The following is an 18,319-nucleotide window of genomic DNA, read 5'->3' on the forward strand; positions in this document are numbered from 1 at the left end:
ACAACGAACCAGCCTTAGCGAACGATAGATCGAAATCCTTCCCTATCGTCAATCAACGTTTTGGAAGGGGCAAGTGATTTAATCATGGCCTGCGTAGTACTCAGATATGAGTGAACATTCGTACACCGAGAACGAGTTCGAGGGGACGCTTCGTATCGGCCTCAACGGATTCGGGCGGATCGGACGCAACGTCCTTCGCGCGTCACTTGCGTACGACGATGTCGAGGTCGTCGCGATCAACGACGTCATGGACAACGACGACATGCGTTACCTGCTGCAGTACGACTCGGTTCACGGACGCCTCGAGGACGTCTCCCTCGAGGACGACACCCTTACTCTCGAGGGTCAGGAGATCCGGCTGACCTCCGAGCGCGATCCGACCCAGCTGCCGTGGGACGAACTCGACGTCGACGTCGCGTTCGAGGCAACCGGCATCTTCCGTACGTACGACGAGGCCGCCCAGCATCTTGAAGCCGGCGCCGACAAGGTGCTGATTTCGGCCCCGCCGAAGGGTGAGAAGGAGGTCCAGACGATCGTCTACGGCGTCAACCACGACGAGTACGACGGCGAGGACGTCCTCTCGAACGCCTCCTGTACGACGAACTCGGTCGCGCCGGTCGTACAGGTCTTGGACGAGGAGTTCGGTATCGAGTCCGGACTGTTGACCACGGTCCACGCCTACACCGGGAGCCAGAACCTGATCGACGGCCCGCTCGACAAGCGCCGCCGCGGTCGCGCCGCCGCCGAGAACATCATTCCGACCTCGACAGGCGCCGCCATCGCCACCACCGAAGTGCTGCCCCAGCTCGAGGGGAAGCTCGACGGGATGGCGATGCGAGTTCCCGTTCCGAACGGCTCGATCACCGACCTCACCGTCGACCTCGAGGAGGACGTCACCGAGGAGGAACTCGCCGACGCCTTCCGCGACGCGGCCGACGGCGAACTCGCCGGCGTGCTCGGCTACACCGACGAGGAGATCGTCTCCCGGGACATCGTCGGCCTCCCGTTCTCGTCGTACGTCGACCTCGAGTCGACGATGTCACTCGAGGACGGTCTCGTCAAGGTCCTGACCTGGTACGACAACGAGTACGGGTTCTCGAACCGGATGCTCGATCTCGCGACCTACGTCGCCGCCGAGGCGGAAGCAGACGAGGCCGACGAGGCCGTCGCCCGCTGATCGCTCTTTAATCTTTAAGCGCGTTCGGCGCGCCGTCCCTGTATGTTCAAGACGATCGACGATCTCGACGCCGAGCAGCGACTGTTGATCCGCCTCGACCTCAACGCGCCCGTCGAGGACGGCGTCGTTCAGGACAACCGCCGGTTCGCGCGCCACGCCGAAACCCTTCGAGAGCTACTCGAGGACGGCCACGCGATCGCCATCCTCGCCCACCAGGGCCGCCCCGGTCGCGACACGTTCGTCTCCCTCGAAGGACACGCCGAGATCCTCGCCGATCACCTCGAGCGGGACGTCGACTTCGTCGCCGACACCTTCGGCGAGGACGCGCTGGCGGCGATCGACGACCTCGACGGTGGCGAGCTACTCGTTCTCGAGAACGCCCGAATGTGCGACGAGGAACTCCCCGAAGAGGAGCCCGAGGTCAAAGCCGACACCGAGTTCGTGCGGACCCTCGCCCCGGAGTTCGACGCCTACGTCAACGACGCCTACTCGGCGGCTCACCGCTCGCACGCCTCGCTGGTCGGCTTCCCGCGCGTGATAGACGCCTACGCGGGTCGCGTGATGGAAACCGAGTACACGGCGAACTCGTCGATCCAGGAACGGGAGTTCGACGGCACCGTCACGATGGCTCTCGGTGGAACGAAGGCCGAGGACCTGATCCCCGTCATCGAACGGGTCGACGACACGGTCGATCGGTTCTGTCTCGGCGGCATCGTCGGCGAACTCTTCTTGCGCGCGGCGGGTCACGACGTCGGCTACGACGTCGAAGGAACCGACTTCTTCGACGAGCAGTGGGACGACCAGCGCGAGACGATCGAGCGCATCCTCGAGGAGTACGACGAGTCCCTGCACCTCGCGACGGACCTCGCCTACGAGGGCGACGACGACGACCGTGCGGAGACGGACGTCGAGGGTCTCGAGAAGGAGACCTCCTACCTCGACGTCGGCTCCGACACCGCGGAGACGTACGCCGATCTCGTCCGCGAGTCCGAAGCCGTCTTCGTCAAGGGCGCGCTGGGCGTCTTCGAGGACGAACGGTTCGCCGACGGCACCGTCACGGTGCTCGAGGCGATCGCCGAAACTGAGTGCTTCTCGGTCGTCGGCGGCGGCGACACCTCTCGCGCTATCGAGATGTACGGCCTCGACGAGGACGACTTCGGACACGTTTCGATCGCGGGCGGCGCCTACGTCCGTGCGCTGACGGGCGAGCCGCTGGTCGCGGTCGAGGCCCTCGAAGACGCCGCCGAATAACGTCCCCGATAGCCGATAGCAAGATCTTTCGGCCCGCTGATCCCACTATCGCGCATGTCAGATCTTCGCGCGGCCGCAGAGACGGCCGTTCGGCAGTGTCTCGCCCTCGAGTCCTCGGAGAGCTGCGCCGTCGTCACCGACGACAAGCGCGAGCCGATCGGCGAGGCGATCTACGAGGTCGCGAGCGAGATTTCCGACGACGCCGTGATCGTTCGGTATCCGCCGGGCGAGACCCACGGCGCCGAACCCCCGGAGCCGGTCGCGGCGGCGATGGCCGGCGCCGACGTCGTCCTCGCGCCGACGACCAAGAGTTTGAGTCACACCCGTGCGCGCGGGAACGCGAACGAGGCCGGCGCCCGGGTTGCGACGCTGCCCGGGATCACCGAGGAGGTGTTTACGACCGGACTGGACGCGGACTACGAGGCGATCGCCGCCCACTCCGCCGACGTCCTCGAGCAGGTCGAAGACGCCGAGGAGATCCGCGTCACCGCCCCCGCCGGAACCGACATCACGTTCGGGATCGGCGACCGGGAGTTCCTCTCCGATACCGGCATCGTCCACGAGTCCGGCGAGATGTCGAACCTTCCCGCGGGTGAGGTGTTCGTCAGCCCCGAGACCGCCGACGGGACGTTCGTCGTCGACGGCACGATGCGACCCCATGGGCTGCTCGAGGACGGCCAGGAACTTCGCTTCGAGGTCGAGGACGGCCTCGTCACCGAGATTTCCGACGACGAGATCCGCGAGACGGTCGAGAACGCCGCTGAAGAAGTTGGCGACGCGGCCTACAACCTCGCGGAGCTCGGCATCGGCACGAACGTCGCGGTCACCGATCTCGTCGGCTCCGTGTTGCTCGACGAGAAGGCGGGCGGAACGGTCCACATCGCGATCGGGGACAACGCGGGCATCGGCGGCGACGTCGACGCACCGATCCACCTCGACGGGATCGTCCGGGAGCCGACGGTGCGGGCGGACGGGGAGGTCGTAGACCTCCCGATGGCGAACGGCGACGAGCCGTGAGCGGGCGTGGAAGTGGAACTTCCATGTAGTGAGTGAGCGGCGCCAGCCGCGAACGCGGGGAGGTCGTAAACCTCCCGACGAGCGAGCGGTGAAACCGCGAGCAGGTATCGAGATCGAACTGGCGAGCGCCGGGTAGACTCGAGCCCTCGAGCGAGCGTTCGAGGCGACTCGAACGACGACGGTGCGAGCCAGTGACGGGCTCGTGTGCGGTCCAATCGCCTTTTACGGTCGTGGCGTCTACGACGTGCTATGAACGACGTTCCAGACCGGATCCCGACGCCCTGTCCGTCGTGCTCGCCGGACCTCGAGACGGTCCACGAGGTACTGACAGAGGGCGGTGGGGCGCTTACAGTTCGGTGCAGCGAGTGCAGTCACGTCCACAAGGTACAGCCCGATCCCGAACGCGAAGTCACACTCGACGTCGTCGTCTCCCAGGAGGGTGAGTCGTTCACCGCGAACGTCACCGCGCCCGAGGACGAGACCGTCGAGGTCGGCGACGAGTTCATCCTCGAGACCGACGAGGTGCTCTCGACGGTTCGCGTGACCAGTGTCGAACTCGACGGTCACCGCCGCGTCGAGGAGGCCGACGCCGACGACATCGAGACCGTCTGGTCCCGCGAGGTCGACAACGTCGCGGTCAACGTCACCGTGCATCCCCAGGACGGCTCCCGGGACGACAGCCGGAGCATCACCGTCTACGTCCCCGGCGACTACGAGTTCGAGGTCGGCTCGATCGAGGAGTTCGGCGACGACGAGTTCGAGATCGACGCCTTCGTCGTTCGGAAGGACGCCTCGGAGTACGACCGCGATCGCTACGATATGGAGGGTGATACGGGCGTCGCGAAGGACCTCAAGCGGGTCTACGCCTACGACGAACAGACCAGCGCCTGGTCTGCCTGGTAGTCGACTCGACGATTCTCTTCCGAGACGCGGCCGACGTCCGGAGGTGCTCCGGACGAACGGACCGGCACGCAGCTGGGTCCCACAGGCTATTGCTCGCGAGCCCGTAGGCTCCGTCATGTTCGATCGGTTCAGCTCCGACGACGGAGGCGGCCGGACGGACGACTACGAACGCGCCCGCGAGCGGATGGTCCGAACGGTCGCCGACCGCGTCGACGACGACCGCGTCCTCGAGGCCCTCGAGACCGTCCCGCGCCACGAGTTCGTCCCGCCGGATCGTCGCGGCGACGCCTACCAGGATCGACCGCTCCCGATCGGCGACGGGCAGACGATCAGCGCGCCGCACATGGTCGCGATCATGGCCGATCGACTCGAGCTCGAGCCCGGCGCGGACGTCCTCGAGATCGGCACCGGCTGTGGCTACCACGCCGCCGTCACGGCGGAACTCGTCGGTGCCGAGGGCGTCTACAGCGTCGAGTACGGCGCGGAGCTCGCCGAACAGGCCAGGGAGCGGCTCGCCGAGACGGGGTACGGCGACGTCTCGATTCGCGTCGGCGACGGCCGCGAGGGGTGGGCCGAGCACGCACCGTACGACGCGGCGTACTTCACCTGCGCGACGCCAGAGCTGCCCGACCCCGTCGTCGAACAGGTCCGGACCGGTGGTCGGCTACTCGCCCCGATCGGAACCGGGTTCCAGACGCTCGTCATGGCCGAAAAACGCGAGGACGGGAGCCTCGAGCGAAGCGAACACGGTGGCGTTCGATTCGTTCGAATGCGGGGAGAGTAGTCTCGTGGTTGTGCGGGCGGGCGCGTAGTTGATAACGCTTCGTCCGCTACCCCGGGTATGGACCCTGCGGTACTCCGAGAGGACCTGGTCGACGGCCTCGAATCCCCCTCGAAGGGGGTTCTCACGGACGAGGCCGTCGCCATCGCCATGCGGGACGTGCCCCGCCACGAGTTCCTCGAGGACGACCACTCAGCCTACGCCGACCGCGAGCACGAGGTCCTCGAGACCCGCGTCCTCGCGCCGAGTACGGTCGGCCGGCTGTTCGAGGCGCTCGCCCTCGAGGAGGGCGACGACGTGTTGATCGTCGGCGCCGGCGTCGGCTACACGGCGGCCGTCGCGGCCGAAATCGTCGGCGAACAGCGCGTCCACGCCGTCGACATCTCGCGTCCACTGGTCGCCGAAGCGCGAACCAACCTCGAGCGGGCGGGATACGAGGGCGTCCTCGTCGACCGCCGCGACGGCGCTGACGGCCTCCCCGAGTACGCTCCCTTCGATCGGATCCTGCTCGAGGCGGCCGCAGTCGACCCGCCGCGACCGCTCATGGACCAGCTCGCCGATGACGGCCGGCTCGTCCTTCCCCGAGGAACTCAGCCCCAGCGGATCGCGGCCGTCGACGCCGACGGCTCGAGCGAGGTGTTCGAGGCGGTCTCGTTCGATCCGCTCCTGCTCGAGGGCGAGCAGTCCGGCGCCGTCGAACGGAACCGGACGAACCGCGAGGACCTCGAGTACGCTCGCCAACGGGCGGAGTCGCGGACGGGTTGGGAGCAGGAGTGGATCGAGTGGGACGACCGACTACGCTGATGGGGCTTTCGTCGCGTCGAGTCTCAGCGCTGGGCGCCGACGTCCTCGAGCGGAGCTTCGGAGAACGGATCGAAGCTAACGTTAGAGACGCCGGGACCGAGTACAACTTGAACTGGCTTGGGGAGGAGTGAATCAAGTTGAACAACGTGATAGAAACAGCCAACAGTACGATCAGGGACAGTTCTCGCTGAACTCGTAGTCGATCGCCCAGTTAATCGATGGGTGGTCGATAGCAGCGTCGAACCGTAGCTCCATTTTTTGCGTCGTTGCCTCATCAACCGGTATCCAGTAGAGCTGATCCGTTTTCGGATACCGAACACAGAACGCATCGATTGCCTCCTGATAGGTCTGTTCGTGATAGTCTCCGTCTTTAGTCGTCTGTGAATGCGTGTTAAATCGAATCGTCTGTGACTTGTTCTGCCATGCGGTTTTGCACTGAACTCGATACAACGTCGTACCATCATCGACTACGAGATCGTACTTGTCGTTGTCACCGAACGGAATTGAAACGCTGTATCCGGTTTCTATGAGCCGTGAGGCGACCTTTATCTCCGTTTTGTCTCCTCTCTCTTTCGAGTTCCGCATCGTATCCGTAAGTAATAGGTGATACTACTAATGGTATCCGGGAATGCTACGACTGCCGATACGGTAGAGTAGCGTGCGCTTGCGGACAGAAGGGAACGCTCCCTCCACTCCTCGGTTCTGGACTGCTTCTTTCAGGATCTTTGCTCGTGTAGGAGAAACGGACCACTCGCGATATTGAGAAAGCGCCCGGAGCGGGATTTGAACCCGCGTCACAACCGTGACAGGGTTGTATGATGGGCCACTACACCATCCGGGCAGACAAGTCGCAAGGAAGCGCCCGGAGCGGGATTTGAACCCGCGTCACAACCGTGACAGGGTTGTATGATGGGCCACTACACCATCCGGGCTTGCTTGCGGCGTCTTACGACGCATTTCTCAGTTTCCCGGTGAGAGTATTAAGGCTTTCCAATCGTGGAACGTGTGGTAGGACGAACCGGGACACGTCCGCTCCAGCGGCCTCCACTTCTACTCCCCACAAGGAATATAACCGAGAACGGGCTACGTACGAACGTGACAGACAGTTCCGGTCAAGTTCGCCAGGCCGGATAGCCGCGCCTTTGAGTCGAGTTAGTAACCGTTAAATGCGTCCCGCCGCTACGTGCCTGTAGTATCTCGTGACAGCCGCTTCTCTCCCGATAGCCCGCACCAACACATGGTAGACGTAAGCCAACACGAACTCGTTCCGGAGCACACCGTTCTCGAGGAGGACGTCCTCGAGGAGGTCCTCACGGAGTACGACATCGACCGTACAGACCTGCCGAAAATCAAGCGCAACGACTCCGCTCTCCCGGACGAGGCGGAAGTCGGCGACGTCATCAAGATCGTTCGGAACTCACGCACAACCGACCAGGCAGTCGTATACCGACTTGTGGTAGAATAAATGTCAACAGAACTTAATCGCTCGAAACGACGGGACATCTCGCGCGAATACTTCTCGAAGGAACGGCTCGCCGAACACCACTACCGATCGTTCAACGCCTTCCTCAACCGGGGGATGCAGGAGGTCGTCGACGAGAAGGAGACGATCGATACGGATATCGGCGACAAGGAGGGCGAGGAACCGGTTCACGTCGAACTGGGCGACGTCCGTGTCGTCACGCCCCGCGTTCGGGAGGCCGACGGCTCCGAGGAGCTGCTGTACCCCCAGGAGGCCCGACTCCGGAACATCACCTACTCCGCGCCCGTTTTCATGGAGATGTCGATCGTCAAGGGCGAGGAGGGCGACGAGCGGGTCGTCGACTCCACTGAGACGAAGATCGGCCGGATGCCGATCATGGTCGGCTCCGACAAGTGTAACATCGCCGGCTTCAGCGACGAGGAGCTGATCGAGATCGGCGAGGACCCCGCCGACCCCGGCGGCTACTTCATCGTCAACGGCTCCGAGCGCGTGCTGATGACCAGCGAGGACCTCGCGCCGAACAAGATCCTCGCGGAGTACGACACCAAGTACGGCGACGAGATCCAGGTCGCCAAGACGTTCTCGCAGCGCCGTGGCTACCGCGCGCTCGTGCTGTGTGAGCGAACCCGAAACGGGTTGCTCGAGGTCTCGTTCCCCTCCGTGTCGGGATCGATCAACTTCGTCACGCTCGTTCGGGCGCTGGGCCTCGAGAGCGACGAGGAGATCGTCCACAAGGTCTCGAACGACCCCGAGGTCGTCAAGTACATGCTCGAGAACCTGGAGGAAGCGGAGGTCCAGACCGAGGAGGAAGCGATCGAGGAACTCGGAAAGCGCGTCGCTTCCGGCCAGGGGAAGAACTACCAGCTCAAGCGGGCCAACTACGTCATCGACCGCTACCTCCTGCCACACCTCCACGAGGAGGGTGTCGACGAGGAGGACGTCCGGATCAACAAGGCCCACTACCTCTGTCGGATGGCCGAGGCCTGCTTCGAGCTCGCACTCGGCCGCCGCGAGGCCGACGACAAGGACCACTACGCGAACAAGCGACTGAAGGTCAGCGGCGACCTGATGCGGGACCTGTTCCGGACCGCGCTGAACAAGCTGGCCCGGGACGTGAAGTACCAGCTCGAGCGCGCCAACATGCGGAACCGAAACCTCTCGGTGAACACCGTCGTTCGATCCGACGTGCTGACCGAACGCCTCGAGCACCCGATCGCGACGGGTAACTGGGTCGGCGGCCGTTCGGGCGTGAGCCAGCTGGTCGACCGCACCGACTTCATGGGCGTCCTCAGTCACCTGCGCAGGCTGCGCAGCCCGCTGAGCCGCTCGCAGCCCCACTTCGAGGCGCGGGACCTGCACGCGACCCAGTGGGGTCGCATCTGTCCCTCCGAGACGCCGGAGGGTCCGAACTGTGGACTGGTGAAGAACTTCGCCCAGGCGATGGAGCTCTCCCAGAATATCGAGGACGAACAGGAACTCAAACGCGAACTCGCCTCGATGGGCGTCGAGGGGATCCCCGGTCTCGAGGGTATCGAGCGATCGACCGCAGACGACTGATCAACAATGAGCAGCCAACAACGAGAAGCGAAAGTCTACGTGAACGGGTCGCTGGTGGGGACCCATCCCGATCCGCACGAACTGGCCGAACAGATCCGCGAAGCGCGACGCATCGGCGACGTCAGCGAGATGGTCAACGTCTCCGTCAAGGACCGCACCCGCGAAGTGATCGTCAACGCCGACGCGGGTCGCGCGCGCCGACCGCTGCTGGTCGTCGAGGACGGCGAGCCCCGCATCTCCGAGCAGGAACTCGAGGCGCTCCAGGACGGTGACCTCGAGTTCGAGGATCTGGTCGAGCACGGCTACATCGAGTTCATCGACGCCGAGGAGGAAGAGGACATCTACGTCGCCGTCGACGAGGACGACCTGAACGCGGACCACACCCACCTCGAGATCGACCCGCAGCTGATCTTCGGGATCGGTGCAGGGATGATCCCCTACCCCGAGCATAACGCGTCGCCCCGAATTACGATGGGCGCGGGGATGATCAAGCAGTCGCTCGGACTCCCGAGCGCGAACTACCGGATCCGTCCCGACACGCGCCAGCACCTGCTGCACTACCCGCAGCTCTCGATGGTCAAGACCCAGACCACCGAGCAGATCGGCTTCGACGAGCGACCCGCCGCCCAGAACTTCGTCGTCGCCGTCATGAGCTACGAGGGGTTCAACATCGAGGACGCGCTGGTCATGAACAAGGCCAGCGTCGAGCGCGCACTCGCCCGTTCACACTTCTTCAGAACGTACGAGGGCGAGGAACGTCGCTACCCCGGCGGTCAGGAGGACCGCTTCGAGATCCCGAGCCAGGACGTTCGTGGTGCCCGCGGCGAGGAGGCCTACACGCATCTCGACGAGGACGGACTGGTCAACCCCGAGACGAAGGTCGACGAGAACTCCGTCCTGCTGGGGAAGACGAGCCCACCGCGGTTCCTCGAGGAGCCCGACGACATGGGGGGTCTCTCGCCCCAGAAGCGCCGCGAAACGTCGGTGACGATGCGCTCCGGAGAGAGCGGCGTCGTCGACACCGTCACCCTGATGGAGGGCGAGGACGGTTCGAAGCTCTCGAAGGTCTCCGTACGCGACGAACGAATCCCCGAACTCGGGGACAAGTTCGCGAGCCGCCACGGCCAGAAGGGGGTCGTCGGCCACCTCGCACCCCAGGAGGACATGCCGTTTACCGAGGAGGGCGTCGTCCCCGACCTCGTCCTGAACCCCCATGCCCTGCCGTCGCGGATGACCGTCGGTCACATCCTCGAGATGATCGGCGGCAAACTCGGCGCCATGGAAGGGCGTCGCGTCGACGGCACCCCCTTCCTCGGTGAGGACGAGGACGAACTCCGCGAGGGGCTCGAGCAGAACGGATTCAATTCCGCCGGGAAGGAGACGATGTACTCCGGGATCTCCGGCGAGAAGATCGAGGCCGAGATCTTCGTCGGGATCATCTTCTACCAGAAGCTCTACCACATGGTCTCGAACAAGCTCCACGCCCGCTCGCGCGGTCCCGTGCAGGTGCTGACCCGCCAGCCGACCGAGGGTCGCGCCCGCGAGGGCGGACTCCGTATCGGGGAGATGGAGCGCGACGTCTTCATCGGCCACGGCGCTGCGATGACGCTGAAGGAGCGACTGCTCGACGAGTCCGACCGCGAGTTCATCCACATCTGCGGACAGTGCGGAATGAGTGCGGTCGAGAACGTCGAACAGCGCCGCGTGTACTGTCCGAACTGCGACGAGGAGACGGACATCCACGAGATCGAGATGAGCTACGCCTTCAAACTCCTCTTGGACGAGATGAAGGCTCTGGGTATCGCGCCGCGACTGGAACTGGAGGACGCCGTCTAACCCACCATGCAAAACAGCACACCAAAAGATATCGGATCGATCAACTTCGGGCTCATGGAGCCCGAGGAGTACCGCGAGATGAGCGCGACGAAGATCATCACGGCCGACACCTACGACGACGACGGCTTCCCCATCGACATGGGACTGATGGATCCCCGACTCGGCGTCATCGACCCCGGGCTCGAGTGTAAGACCTGCGGGAAGCACTCGGGATCGTGTAACGGTCACTTCGGTCACATCGAACTGGCCGCACCGGTCATCCACGTCGGCTTTACGAAGCTCATTCGTCGGCTTCTGCGAGGGACCTGCCGCGAGTGCTCGCGGCTCCTGCTGACCGAGGACGAGCGCGGCGAGTTCTACGACCAGATCGACGAGTCGCGAAAGCTCGGCCGGGACCTGAACGACGTGACGAAGGCCGCGATCCGACAGGCTCGCAAGAAGGATCGGTGCCCCCACTGTGGTGAGGTCCAGTACGACATCGATCACGAGAAGCCGACGACCTACTACGAGGTCCAGCAGGTCCTGACCAGCGAGTACTCCCAGCGCATCGCGGGCGCGATGCAGGGCGACGAGGAGGCCGGCGTCGAACGGACGACGCCCGACGAGCTCGCCGAGAAGACCGAGATCGACATCGGCCGGATCAACGAGATCCTCTCGGGCTCGTTCCGACCGCGCGAGAGTCAGCGCAAGGCCATCGAGAAGGCCCTGGACATCGACCTCACCGAGGAGGACACGAACAAGCTGATGCCGAGCGACATCCGGGACTGGTTCGAGGCCATCCCGGACGAGGACATGGAGGTCCTGGGGATCAACCCGGAGCGCTCCCGCCCCGAGTGGATGATCCTGACCGTCCTCCCCGTCCCACCGGTAACCGCCCGTCCGTCGATCACGCTGGACAACGGCCAGCGCTCCGAGGACGACCTCACGCACAAGCTGGTCGACATCATCCGGATCAACCAGCGGTTCATGGAGAACCGCGAGGCCGGTGCCCCCCAGCTGATCATCGAGGACCTCTGGGAGCTGCTGCAGTACCACGTGACGACGTTCATGGACAACGAGATCTCGGGGACGCCCCCGGCTCGCCATCGCTCCGGGCGACCGCTCAAGACCCTCTCGCAGCGCCTGAAGGGTAAGGAGGGCCGGTTCCGGGGCTCGCTGTCCGGGAAGCGCGTGAACTTCTCGGCCCGAACCGTTATCTCGCCGGACCCCACCCTCAGCCTGAACGAGGTCGGGGTTCCCGACCGCGTCGCAAGCGAGATGACCCAGACGATGAACGTCACCGAGCGCAACGTCGAGGAGGCCCGCCGATACGTCTCGAACGGTCCCGAGGCCCACCCCGGCGCGAACTACGTGCGCCGTCCCGACGGTCGTCGGCTGAAGGTGACCGAGAAGAACTGCGAACAGCTCGCCGAGAAGGTCGACGCCGGCTGGGAAGTCAACCGCCACCTCGTCGACGGCGACATCGTCATCTTCAACCGCCAGCCGTCGCTGCACCGGATGTCGATCATGGCCCACGAGGTCGTGGTCATGCCGTACAAAACGTTCCGGCTGAACACCGTCGTCTGTCCGCCGTACAACGCCGACTTCGACGGCGACGAGATGAACATGCACGCGCTGCAAAACGAGGAGGCCCGCGCGGAGGCCCGCGTCCTCATGCGCGTCCAGGAGCAGATTCTTTCGCCGCGCTTCGGCGAGAACATCATCGGCGCCATCCAGGACCACATCTCGGGGATGTACCTGCTGACCCACGACAACCCCCGATTCAACGAGACACAGGCGCTGGACCTGCTGCGCGCGACCCGGATCGACGAGCTGCCCGAACCTAGCGGTATCGACGACGAGGGCGAGCCGTTCTGGACCGGGTACGACGTCTTCTCGGAACTGCTGCCCGACGATCTGAACCTCGAGTTCACCGGCACCGTCGGCGACGACGTCGTCGTCGAGGACGGCCAGCTGCTCGAGGGAACGATCGCCGAGGACGAGGTCGGCGAGTTCGGCGGTGAGATCGTCGACACGATCACGAAGGTCTACGGCAACACTCGCGCCCGGATCTTCATCAACGAGGTCTCGACGCTCGCGATGCGAGCGATCATGCACTTCGGGTTCTCGATCGGGATCGACGACGAGACGATCCCGGAGGAGGCCCAGGCCCGGATCGACGAGACGATCGAGGACGCCAACGACCGCGTCGAGGAGCTCATCGAGGCCTACGAGCGCGGCGAACTCGAGAGTCTGCCCGGCCGAACGATCGACGAGACCCTCGAGATGAAGATCATGCAGACGCTCTCGCGTGCGCGTGACAACGCCGGGAACATCGCTGACGAACACTTCACCGACGATAACCCGGCCGTCGTCATGGCCGAATCCGGCGCCCGTGGATCGATGCTCAACCTGACCCAGATGGCCGGCTGCGTCGGCCAGCAGGCAGTTCGGGGCGAGCGGATCAACCGCGGATACGAGGATCGCACCCTGAGCCACTACAAGCCCAACGACCTCTCCGCAGAGGCACACGGCTTCGTCGAGAACTCCTACACCAGCGGGCTGACTCCGCGGGAGTTCTTCTTCCACGCGATGGGTGGCCGCGAGGGGCTAGTCGACACCGCCGTCCGTACCTCGAAGTCCGGTTACCTCCAGCGCCGACTGATCAACGCCCTCTCCGAGCTCGAAGCGCAGTACGACGGCACCGTCCGGGACACCTCGGACACCATCGTCCAGTTCGAGTTCGGCGAGGACGGCACCTCGCCGGTCAAGGTCTCTTCCGGCGACGACAACGATATCGACGTCGAGCGAATCGCCGATCGAGTGCTCGACTCGGAGTTCGAATCCGACGCACAGCGCAAGGAGTTCCTCGGAATCAAGACCGAGCCGACCAACCTCTCGGAGTACGCCGACGACCGACTCGTCGAGGGCACGGAGGTGACCTCCGATGACTGAGGTCGACTACGCCGTCGACGACGACACCGTCGCCGTCGTCGAGGACACCGACCTTCCCCGTCGGCTCAAGGACAAGGTCTACGCGACCCTCGAAGGCCGCACCGACGCCACCGTCGAGGACGCCGACGAGCTCGCGAAGGCGGTCGAGGCGCGGTACCTCGATACGCGCGTCGACCCCCTCGACCCCGTCGGCACCGTCAGCGCACAGTCGATCGGTGAACCCGGAACGCAGCTGACGATGAACACGTTCCACTACGCTGGCGTCGCGGAGATCGACGTCACGCAGGGGCTGCCCCGGCTGATCGAGCTGGTCGACGCCCGGAAGACCCCGGACACGCCGATGATGACGATCCACCTCGAGGACGAGTACGCCACCGAGCGAGAGAGGGCCCACGAGGTCGTCTGGAAGATCGAGGCGACGAAGGTCCTCGCGCTGGGTGACGTCTCGACGAACGTTGCAGATATGCGAGTTCAGATCTCGCTCAACGAGGACACCCTCGAGGAGCGAATGATCACGCCCGAGGAAGTCGCGGAGATCATCCAGGACAACCTCGGCGTGAAAGCGATCCAGCAGGGCACCCAGATCGAGTTCGGCCCCGAAGAGCCGTCGTATCGGGACCTGCTCCAGCTCGTCGAGGAGCTGCGCGAGATCACGTTCAAGGGGATCGAGGACATCTCGCGGGTCGTCATCCGACGGGAGGAACTCGACGACGGCAACGAGGAGTTCGTCCTCTACACCGAAGGGTCGGCGTTCGGAGACGCCCTCGAGATCGAGGGCGTCGACGCCTCCCGATCGACGTGTAACAACATCCACGAGATCCACCGCAACCTCGGTATCGAGGCCGCCCGCGAGGCGATCATCGAGGAGACGAACAACACGCTGGCCGAACAGGGTCTCGACGACGTGAACGTCCGTCACCTAATGTTGGTCGCGGACATGATGACCAACCGCGGCGAGATCGAGTCGATCGGTCGCCACGGGATCTCGGGCTCGAAGGACTCCGTCCTCGCCCGTGCGGCGTTCGAGGTGACCGTCAACCACCTGCTCAACGCCGCGATCCACGGCGAAGTCGACGATCTCGACGGCGTCACGGAGAACGTCATCGTCGGCAAACCGATCAAGCTCGGCACCGGCGACGTCGATCTGCGGATGGGATCGACGAGCTCCAGCGGCGGTGGGCAGGCGGACTGATCGATGGCGGTAACCCTCGACGACGACGCTCGCCAGTACCTCGCCCGCTTCGAGGACGTGACGGACGTCGCCGGCCAGGACTGCCTCGTCGACGAACGCAACGGCGAGAAGCGGCTGATACTCGTCGTCGAAAGCGGCCGGATGGGCGATGCGATCGGCCCCGGTGGTCGGACCGTCCGTCGCTTCGAGGAGGAAGTCGACAGCTCGGTCCGGCTCGTCGAGAACGCCGCGGACTCCGAGACGTTCGTCGCGAACACGCTCGCTCCGGCGGCGGTCTACAACGTCACGATAAGCGAGAACGACGACACCGTCGCCTACGTCGAAGTCGCCGACGAGGACCGAGGCGTCGCGATCGGTGCCGACGGCCGCACGATCGACGCCGCTCGACGTCTCGCCGCCAGACACTTCGACATCGACGACGTCCAGCTGCTCTGACTCCCACCTCGCGAGAAGTTCTTTCGAGCTCCGAAACGCCCTGAGATTCCTTCGTTACCCCCAATAGAGCGTTCTCGTGGCGTAATCGCGTCTCCAAACAGGGACGTTTAAGTGTCTCCGACCGATAGCGACGAGCATGGCAAACGGCAAGTACGCCGCGCGCAAGCTCAAGAAGGACCGCCAGAACCAGCGGTGGTCCGACTCGGACTACGCGCGCCGCGCCCGCGGACTTCGCGAGAAGTCCGACCCCCTCGAGGGGGCTCCCCAGGCTCGAGGTATCGTACTCGAAAAGGTCGGCATCGAAGCGAAACAGCCCAACTCGGCGATCCGAAAGTGCGTTCGCGTCCAGCTGATCAAGAACGGCAAACAGGTCACCGCGTTCTGTCCCGGTGACGGCGCAATTTCGTTCATCGACGAGCACGACGAAGTGACCATCGCCGGTATCGGTGGAGCGAAGGGTCGTGCGATGGGTGACCTCTCGGGTGTCAACTACAAGGTCGAGAAGGTCAACGGCGTCTCGCTCATCGAACTGGTTCGTGGAAACGCTGAAAAGCCGGTGCGATAACGATGGCTGCAGAAGACCAACCCGACCCCGACGCACCTGCCGGCGACGCGGACGTCTCCGCGAAGCTGTTCGGAACGTGGGAGATGGGCGAGATCGAGTACGCCGACCCGTCGACCGAACGCTACATCCAGGTGACACCGGTCGCTCACACCGCTGGCCGTCACGCCAGCAAGCAGTTCAAGAAGTCCCAGATCTCGATCGTCGAGCGGTTCATCAATCGCTTGATGCAGACCGAGGATAACACGGGCAAGAAACAGCAGTCGCTGAACTTCGTTCGCGACGCGTTCGAACTCATCCACGAGCGCACCGAGGAGAACCCGGTGCAGGTGCTCGTGACGGCTGTCGAAAACGCCGCGCCGCGCGAGGAGACAGTTCGACTGAAGTACGGTGGGATCTCGGTGCCGAAGGCGGTCGACGTCGCACCGCAGCGTCGTGTCGACCAGGCGTTGATGATGCTCGCCGAGGGCGTCTACAAGGACTCGTTCAAGACCTCGACGTCCGTTCCGGAAGCGATCGCAAACCAGCTCGTCGGCGCAGCTAACTACGACGTGCAGACGTACGCGATCAGCCAGAAAGAGGAGAAGGAACGCGTCGCGGCCGCCGCACGCTAAGGCGTTTTATTTTCCTTGACTTTCAAAGACCGAGTCGTTAGCTGTTGCTCCCGCTGAACAGGCCGATATCTTTGAATTTGACATCATCTGCCATTTTAATTTCATCGTCTAAAAGGACCGCTGCCTCGCTCATATCCGTGATTTTTGCGAAATCCGACTTTGGTACCGTTATTGGTCCGACTTCCTTTGGCAGGAGGTGATACGCATCTGTCGAACTGAGATACGGTTGATACGTGCTACCGATTTGTAGTCTCTCCTTTGCATACGCCTTCAGCCGTAGGTGGTACTGACCCTCGCTCTGAGTAAGGGAGAACCGAACTGGTAGACCAATCTTCGATTGAGAGACTGCTGTTGTACCCTTACCGAGTAGCTGGTAACTTCCTCCTACCTTGCTTTTTGTTCGTACCATGTTCGCAGCAGCGTAAAGGGGAAATCCTTGGTTCAACAATTGTGCTATCGTACTCCCGATTCGAATAGCATCCGTATTATCGATATCGTTGAGCGTTGCGATTCCTCCAACACTTCCCGCTTCGAGGAGTGCTAATCCCTGCTCGTACGATCGACAGGAGTTGAGTAAGAACGCCTTCGCGCCTACACTATCAAGGGACCAGGCGTCTAGATACCCGTCGGAACATCTGAATCCATTCTCCTCGGTATGACCGATATAATGTACAAAATCGCTCGCCTGCTCGAGAAGTTCTGCTAATTCCCTGACCGTAAGGTCGTGGTGTAGTCCGACATCAAACGAAAGACCTTCTCTGTTCCCGTACGTACCGTACAGAGCAGCCAGTTCTTCGTTCATTCCTGGGTCGTTGCATACCACCTGGATTTCGATTGGAGTCGATCTAAGCGTCCTGTTGATATCGTTATAATAGGCTGATAGCGGTGTTTTAGCCACTATCTCTGGAAGCGTTCCATCATCCCAACACTGTTCTATGGTCGTATTATGTGATGATTCTGAACAGGAAGATGTATGCGTTCTACCCTGTGGCCCTTGGTGAGTTCTGTCCCTATCGAGATTGCAATCACGTTTGCGCTGCCGATTTCGGGTTCTGACGGCCGTGAGATCGTTAGCAAGGAACGGCAGATAAAGAACACTCTCTTCGACCGGATCCAGTACCGATCTTTGCCAATCGGGGAGATAGGGTTCTACCTTTTCGAAGGGAACGGCAAAATACGTCTGAAGCCGTTCGGAAGGCGATTGATCGTACGCTTTCTCCAGATCGAACTCTAAAACAGAGTCGAGTTTGTATCGTTCCTCGAGAGTGGTCGACAAGGTCCCACCCCCCCGAACAAGGCAGTCAAGAAATATCACCTTTTGTAATAACTGCTCCACAAATGATTCAAAGCCTAGCTCCCCAGCTAGCTGAACCGAATAGTTTGACTCAGCGAAAAGACGGGGGGAGGTTCCCGGTTCGACTTTCGCTCCAAGATAATACGCGAGTGGTGCAACTACGTATACCGAGGCGAGGTCTCGAGGCACCTCGATACGAATGCCTGTTTCCGGTGGTTCGAACTGCGAAGGGATATCTAACTCTTGACCTATTTCCAACGTTGGGGGATGGCCACGAAGTGTCGGATACGATCGTTCTGGTTTTATTGTTTTGAGGGCTGAACCAAACGCTGACACAGCCTGCATAACATCCGACGGATCCGTTGTCGTCGTGATTGATCCTGCTGGCTGTGTGTGATACGATCGCGCACCGAGAACGACTTTCGAAGGGCTATTGAGGTCTATGCGTGTTCGATTCTTTTCGGAGTAGATTTTAACGC

16 protein-coding genes and 2 tRNA genes are annotated in these 18,319 nt (G+C 62.9%); 14 read left to right on the forward strand and 4 right to left on the reverse strand.

Annotation, left to right across the window (positions count from 1 at the left end; translation table 11 throughout):
* Positions 1 to 106 precede the first annotated feature (106 nt).
* The 6 genes from gap to QA609_RS14680 all read left to right on the forward strand — a co-directional run bounded on the left by gap (position 107) and on the right by QA609_RS14680 (position 5,933).
* The gene (gene gap / locus QA609_RS14655; RefSeq protein WP_278303356.1) at positions 107 to 1,177 is read left to right on the forward strand and encodes a type I glyceraldehyde-3-phosphate dehydrogenase; all 1,071 of its coding nucleotides are present in this window, start codon (positions 107 to 109) and stop codon (positions 1,175 to 1,177) included.
* 42 nt (positions 1,178 to 1,219) lie between these two features.
* Positions 1,220 to 2,428 (forward strand): phosphoglycerate kinase, encoded by a 1,209-nt coding sequence (locus tag QA609_RS14660; protein WP_278303357.1) that lies wholly within the window; start codon positions 1,220 to 1,222, stop codon positions 2,426 to 2,428.
* A gap of 54 nt (positions 2,429 to 2,482) precedes the next feature.
* Complete coding sequence (locus QA609_RS14665; protein ID WP_278303358.1) at positions 2,483 to 3,445, forward strand: aminopeptidase; 963 nt, start codon at positions 2,483 to 2,485, stop codon at positions 3,443 to 3,445.
* A gap of 249 nt (positions 3,446 to 3,694) precedes the next feature.
* Entirely contained in the window at positions 3,695 to 4,348 is a 654-nt protein-coding gene (locus QA609_RS14670; protein WP_278303359.1) for an HVO_0476 family zinc finger protein, read from the forward strand.
* Positions 4,349 to 4,463: 115 nt separating this feature from the next.
* On the forward strand, positions 4,464 to 5,132 hold the full coding sequence (locus tag QA609_RS14675) for a protein-L-isoaspartate(D-aspartate) O-methyltransferase (protein ID WP_278303360.1): 669 nt from the start codon (positions 4,464 to 4,466) through the stop codon (positions 5,130 to 5,132).
* A 57-nt stretch (positions 5,133 to 5,189) separates the two neighbouring features.
* Positions 5,190 to 5,933, forward strand: coding sequence for a protein-L-isoaspartate O-methyltransferase (locus QA609_RS14680; RefSeq protein WP_278303361.1), 744 nt, complete (start codon positions 5,190 to 5,192; stop codon positions 5,931 to 5,933).
* A 171-nt stretch (positions 5,934 to 6,104) separates the two neighbouring features.
* Here the strand turns inward: QA609_RS14680 and QA609_RS14685 are convergent, their stop codons facing one another.
* The 3 genes from QA609_RS14685 to QA609_RS14695 form a co-directional block, all read right to left on the reverse strand.
* Complete coding sequence (locus tag QA609_RS14685; RefSeq protein WP_278303362.1) at positions 6,105 to 6,518, reverse strand: group I intron-associated PD-(D/E)XK endonuclease; 414 nt, start codon at positions 6,516 to 6,518, stop codon at positions 6,105 to 6,107.
* Between the two features lie 183 nt (positions 6,519 to 6,701).
* A tRNA-Asp gene (locus tag QA609_RS14690) sits at positions 6,702 to 6,774 on the reverse strand.
* 18 nt (positions 6,775 to 6,792) lie between these two features.
* Positions 6,793 to 6,865, reverse strand: a tRNA-Asp gene (locus QA609_RS14695).
* 305 nt (positions 6,866 to 7,170) lie between these two features.
* Here QA609_RS14695 and QA609_RS14700 point away from each other — a divergent pair.
* The 8 genes from QA609_RS14700 to QA609_RS14735 all read left to right on the forward strand — a co-directional run bounded on the left by QA609_RS14700 (position 7,171) and on the right by QA609_RS14735 (position 16,546).
* Positions 7,171 to 7,398: a DNA-directed RNA polymerase subunit H gene (locus QA609_RS14700; RefSeq protein ID WP_278303363.1), complete on the forward strand. Its 228-nt coding sequence runs from the start codon at positions 7,171 to 7,173 to the stop codon at positions 7,396 to 7,398.
* The gene (locus tag QA609_RS14705; RefSeq protein ID WP_278303364.1) at positions 7,399 to 8,973 is read left to right on the forward strand and encodes a DNA-directed RNA polymerase subunit B''; all 1,575 of its coding nucleotides are present in this window, start codon (positions 7,399 to 7,401) and stop codon (positions 8,971 to 8,973) included.
* A gap of 6 nt (positions 8,974 to 8,979) precedes the next feature.
* Positions 8,980 to 10,809, forward strand: coding sequence for a DNA-directed RNA polymerase subunit B (gene rpoB / locus QA609_RS14710; protein ID WP_278303365.1), 1,830 nt, complete (start codon positions 8,980 to 8,982; stop codon positions 10,807 to 10,809).
* 6 nt (positions 10,810 to 10,815) lie between these two features.
* A complete protein-coding gene (locus QA609_RS14715; RefSeq protein WP_278303366.1) occupies positions 10,816 to 13,743 on the forward strand; it encodes a DNA-directed RNA polymerase subunit A' in 2,928 nt (975 codons plus the stop codon).
* Positions 13,736 to 14,935, forward strand: a complete 1,200-nt coding sequence (gene rpoA2, locus QA609_RS14720) for a DNA-directed RNA polymerase subunit A'' (RefSeq protein ID WP_278303367.1) — start codon at positions 13,736 to 13,738, stop codon at positions 14,933 to 14,935. Before QA609_RS14715 ends, rpoA2 begins: the two co-directional genes overlap by 8 nt.
* A 3-nt stretch (positions 14,936 to 14,938) precedes the next feature.
* Positions 14,939 to 15,370, forward strand: a complete 432-nt coding sequence (locus tag QA609_RS14725) for a NusA-like transcription termination signal-binding factor (RefSeq protein WP_278303368.1) — start codon at positions 14,939 to 14,941, stop codon at positions 15,368 to 15,370.
* 136 nt (positions 15,371 to 15,506) lie between these two features.
* Positions 15,507 to 15,935 carry a 30S ribosomal protein S12 gene (locus QA609_RS14730; protein ID WP_005554545.1) on the forward strand — a complete coding sequence of 143 codons (429 nt, stop codon included), beginning with the start codon at positions 15,507 to 15,509 and terminating at the stop codon, positions 15,933 to 15,935.
* 2 nt (positions 15,936 to 15,937) lie between these two features.
* Positions 15,938 to 16,546, forward strand: coding sequence for a 30S ribosomal protein S7 (locus QA609_RS14735; protein WP_005554544.1), 609 nt, complete (start codon positions 15,938 to 15,940; stop codon positions 16,544 to 16,546).
* Positions 16,547 to 16,583: 37 nt separating this feature from the next.
* Here the strand turns inward: QA609_RS14735 and QA609_RS14740 are convergent.
* A partial coding sequence (locus QA609_RS14740) for a hypothetical protein (RefSeq protein ID WP_278303369.1) occupies positions 16,584 to 18,319 on the reverse strand: 1,736 nt, incomplete at its 5' end.

The organism is Natronococcus sp. A-GB7, from assembly GCF_029688865.1.
GTDB lineage: Archaea > Halobacteriota > Halobacteria > Halobacteriales > Natrialbaceae > Natronococcus.

Bases quoted from the DNA above. Each gene is read 5' to 3' on its own strand.
- gap (WP_278303356.1), top strand. From the start codon at position 107: ATGAGTGAACATTCGTACACCGAGAACGAGTTCGAGGGGACGCTTCGT.
- QA609_RS14660 (WP_278303357.1), top strand. From the start codon at position 1,220: ATGTTCAAGACGATCGACGATCTCGACGCCGAGCAGCGACTGTTGATC.
- QA609_RS14665 (WP_278303358.1), top strand. From the start codon at position 2,483: ATGTCAGATCTTCGCGCGGCCGCAGAGACGGCCGTTCGGCAGTGTCTC.
- QA609_RS14670 (WP_278303359.1), top strand. From the start codon at position 3,695: ATGAACGACGTTCCAGACCGGATCCCGACGCCCTGTCCGTCGTGCTCG.
- QA609_RS14675 (WP_278303360.1), top strand. From the start codon at position 4,464: ATGTTCGATCGGTTCAGCTCCGACGACGGAGGCGGCCGGACGGACGAC.
- QA609_RS14680 (WP_278303361.1), top strand. From the start codon at position 5,190: ATGGACCCTGCGGTACTCCGAGAGGACCTGGTCGACGGCCTCGAATCC.
- QA609_RS14685 (WP_278303362.1), bottom strand. From the start codon at position 6,518: ATGCGGAACTCGAAAGAGAGAGGAGACAAAACGGAGATAAAGGTCGCC.
- QA609_RS14700 (WP_278303363.1), top strand. From the start codon at position 7,171: ATGGTAGACGTAAGCCAACACGAACTCGTTCCGGAGCACACCGTTCTC.
- QA609_RS14705 (WP_278303364.1), top strand. From the start codon at position 7,399: ATGTCAACAGAACTTAATCGCTCGAAACGACGGGACATCTCGCGCGAA.
- rpoB (WP_278303365.1), top strand. From the start codon at position 8,980: ATGAGCAGCCAACAACGAGAAGCGAAAGTCTACGTGAACGGGTCGCTG.
- QA609_RS14715 (WP_278303366.1), top strand. From the start codon at position 10,816: ATGCAAAACAGCACACCAAAAGATATCGGATCGATCAACTTCGGGCTC.
- rpoA2 (WP_278303367.1), top strand. From the start codon at position 13,736: ATGACTGAGGTCGACTACGCCGTCGACGACGACACCGTCGCCGTCGTC.
- QA609_RS14725 (WP_278303368.1), top strand. From the start codon at position 14,939: ATGGCGGTAACCCTCGACGACGACGCTCGCCAGTACCTCGCCCGCTTC.
- QA609_RS14730 (WP_005554545.1), top strand. From the start codon at position 15,507: ATGGCAAACGGCAAGTACGCCGCGCGCAAGCTCAAGAAGGACCGCCAG.
- QA609_RS14735 (WP_005554544.1), top strand. From the start codon at position 15,938: ATGGCTGCAGAAGACCAACCCGACCCCGACGCACCTGCCGGCGACGCG.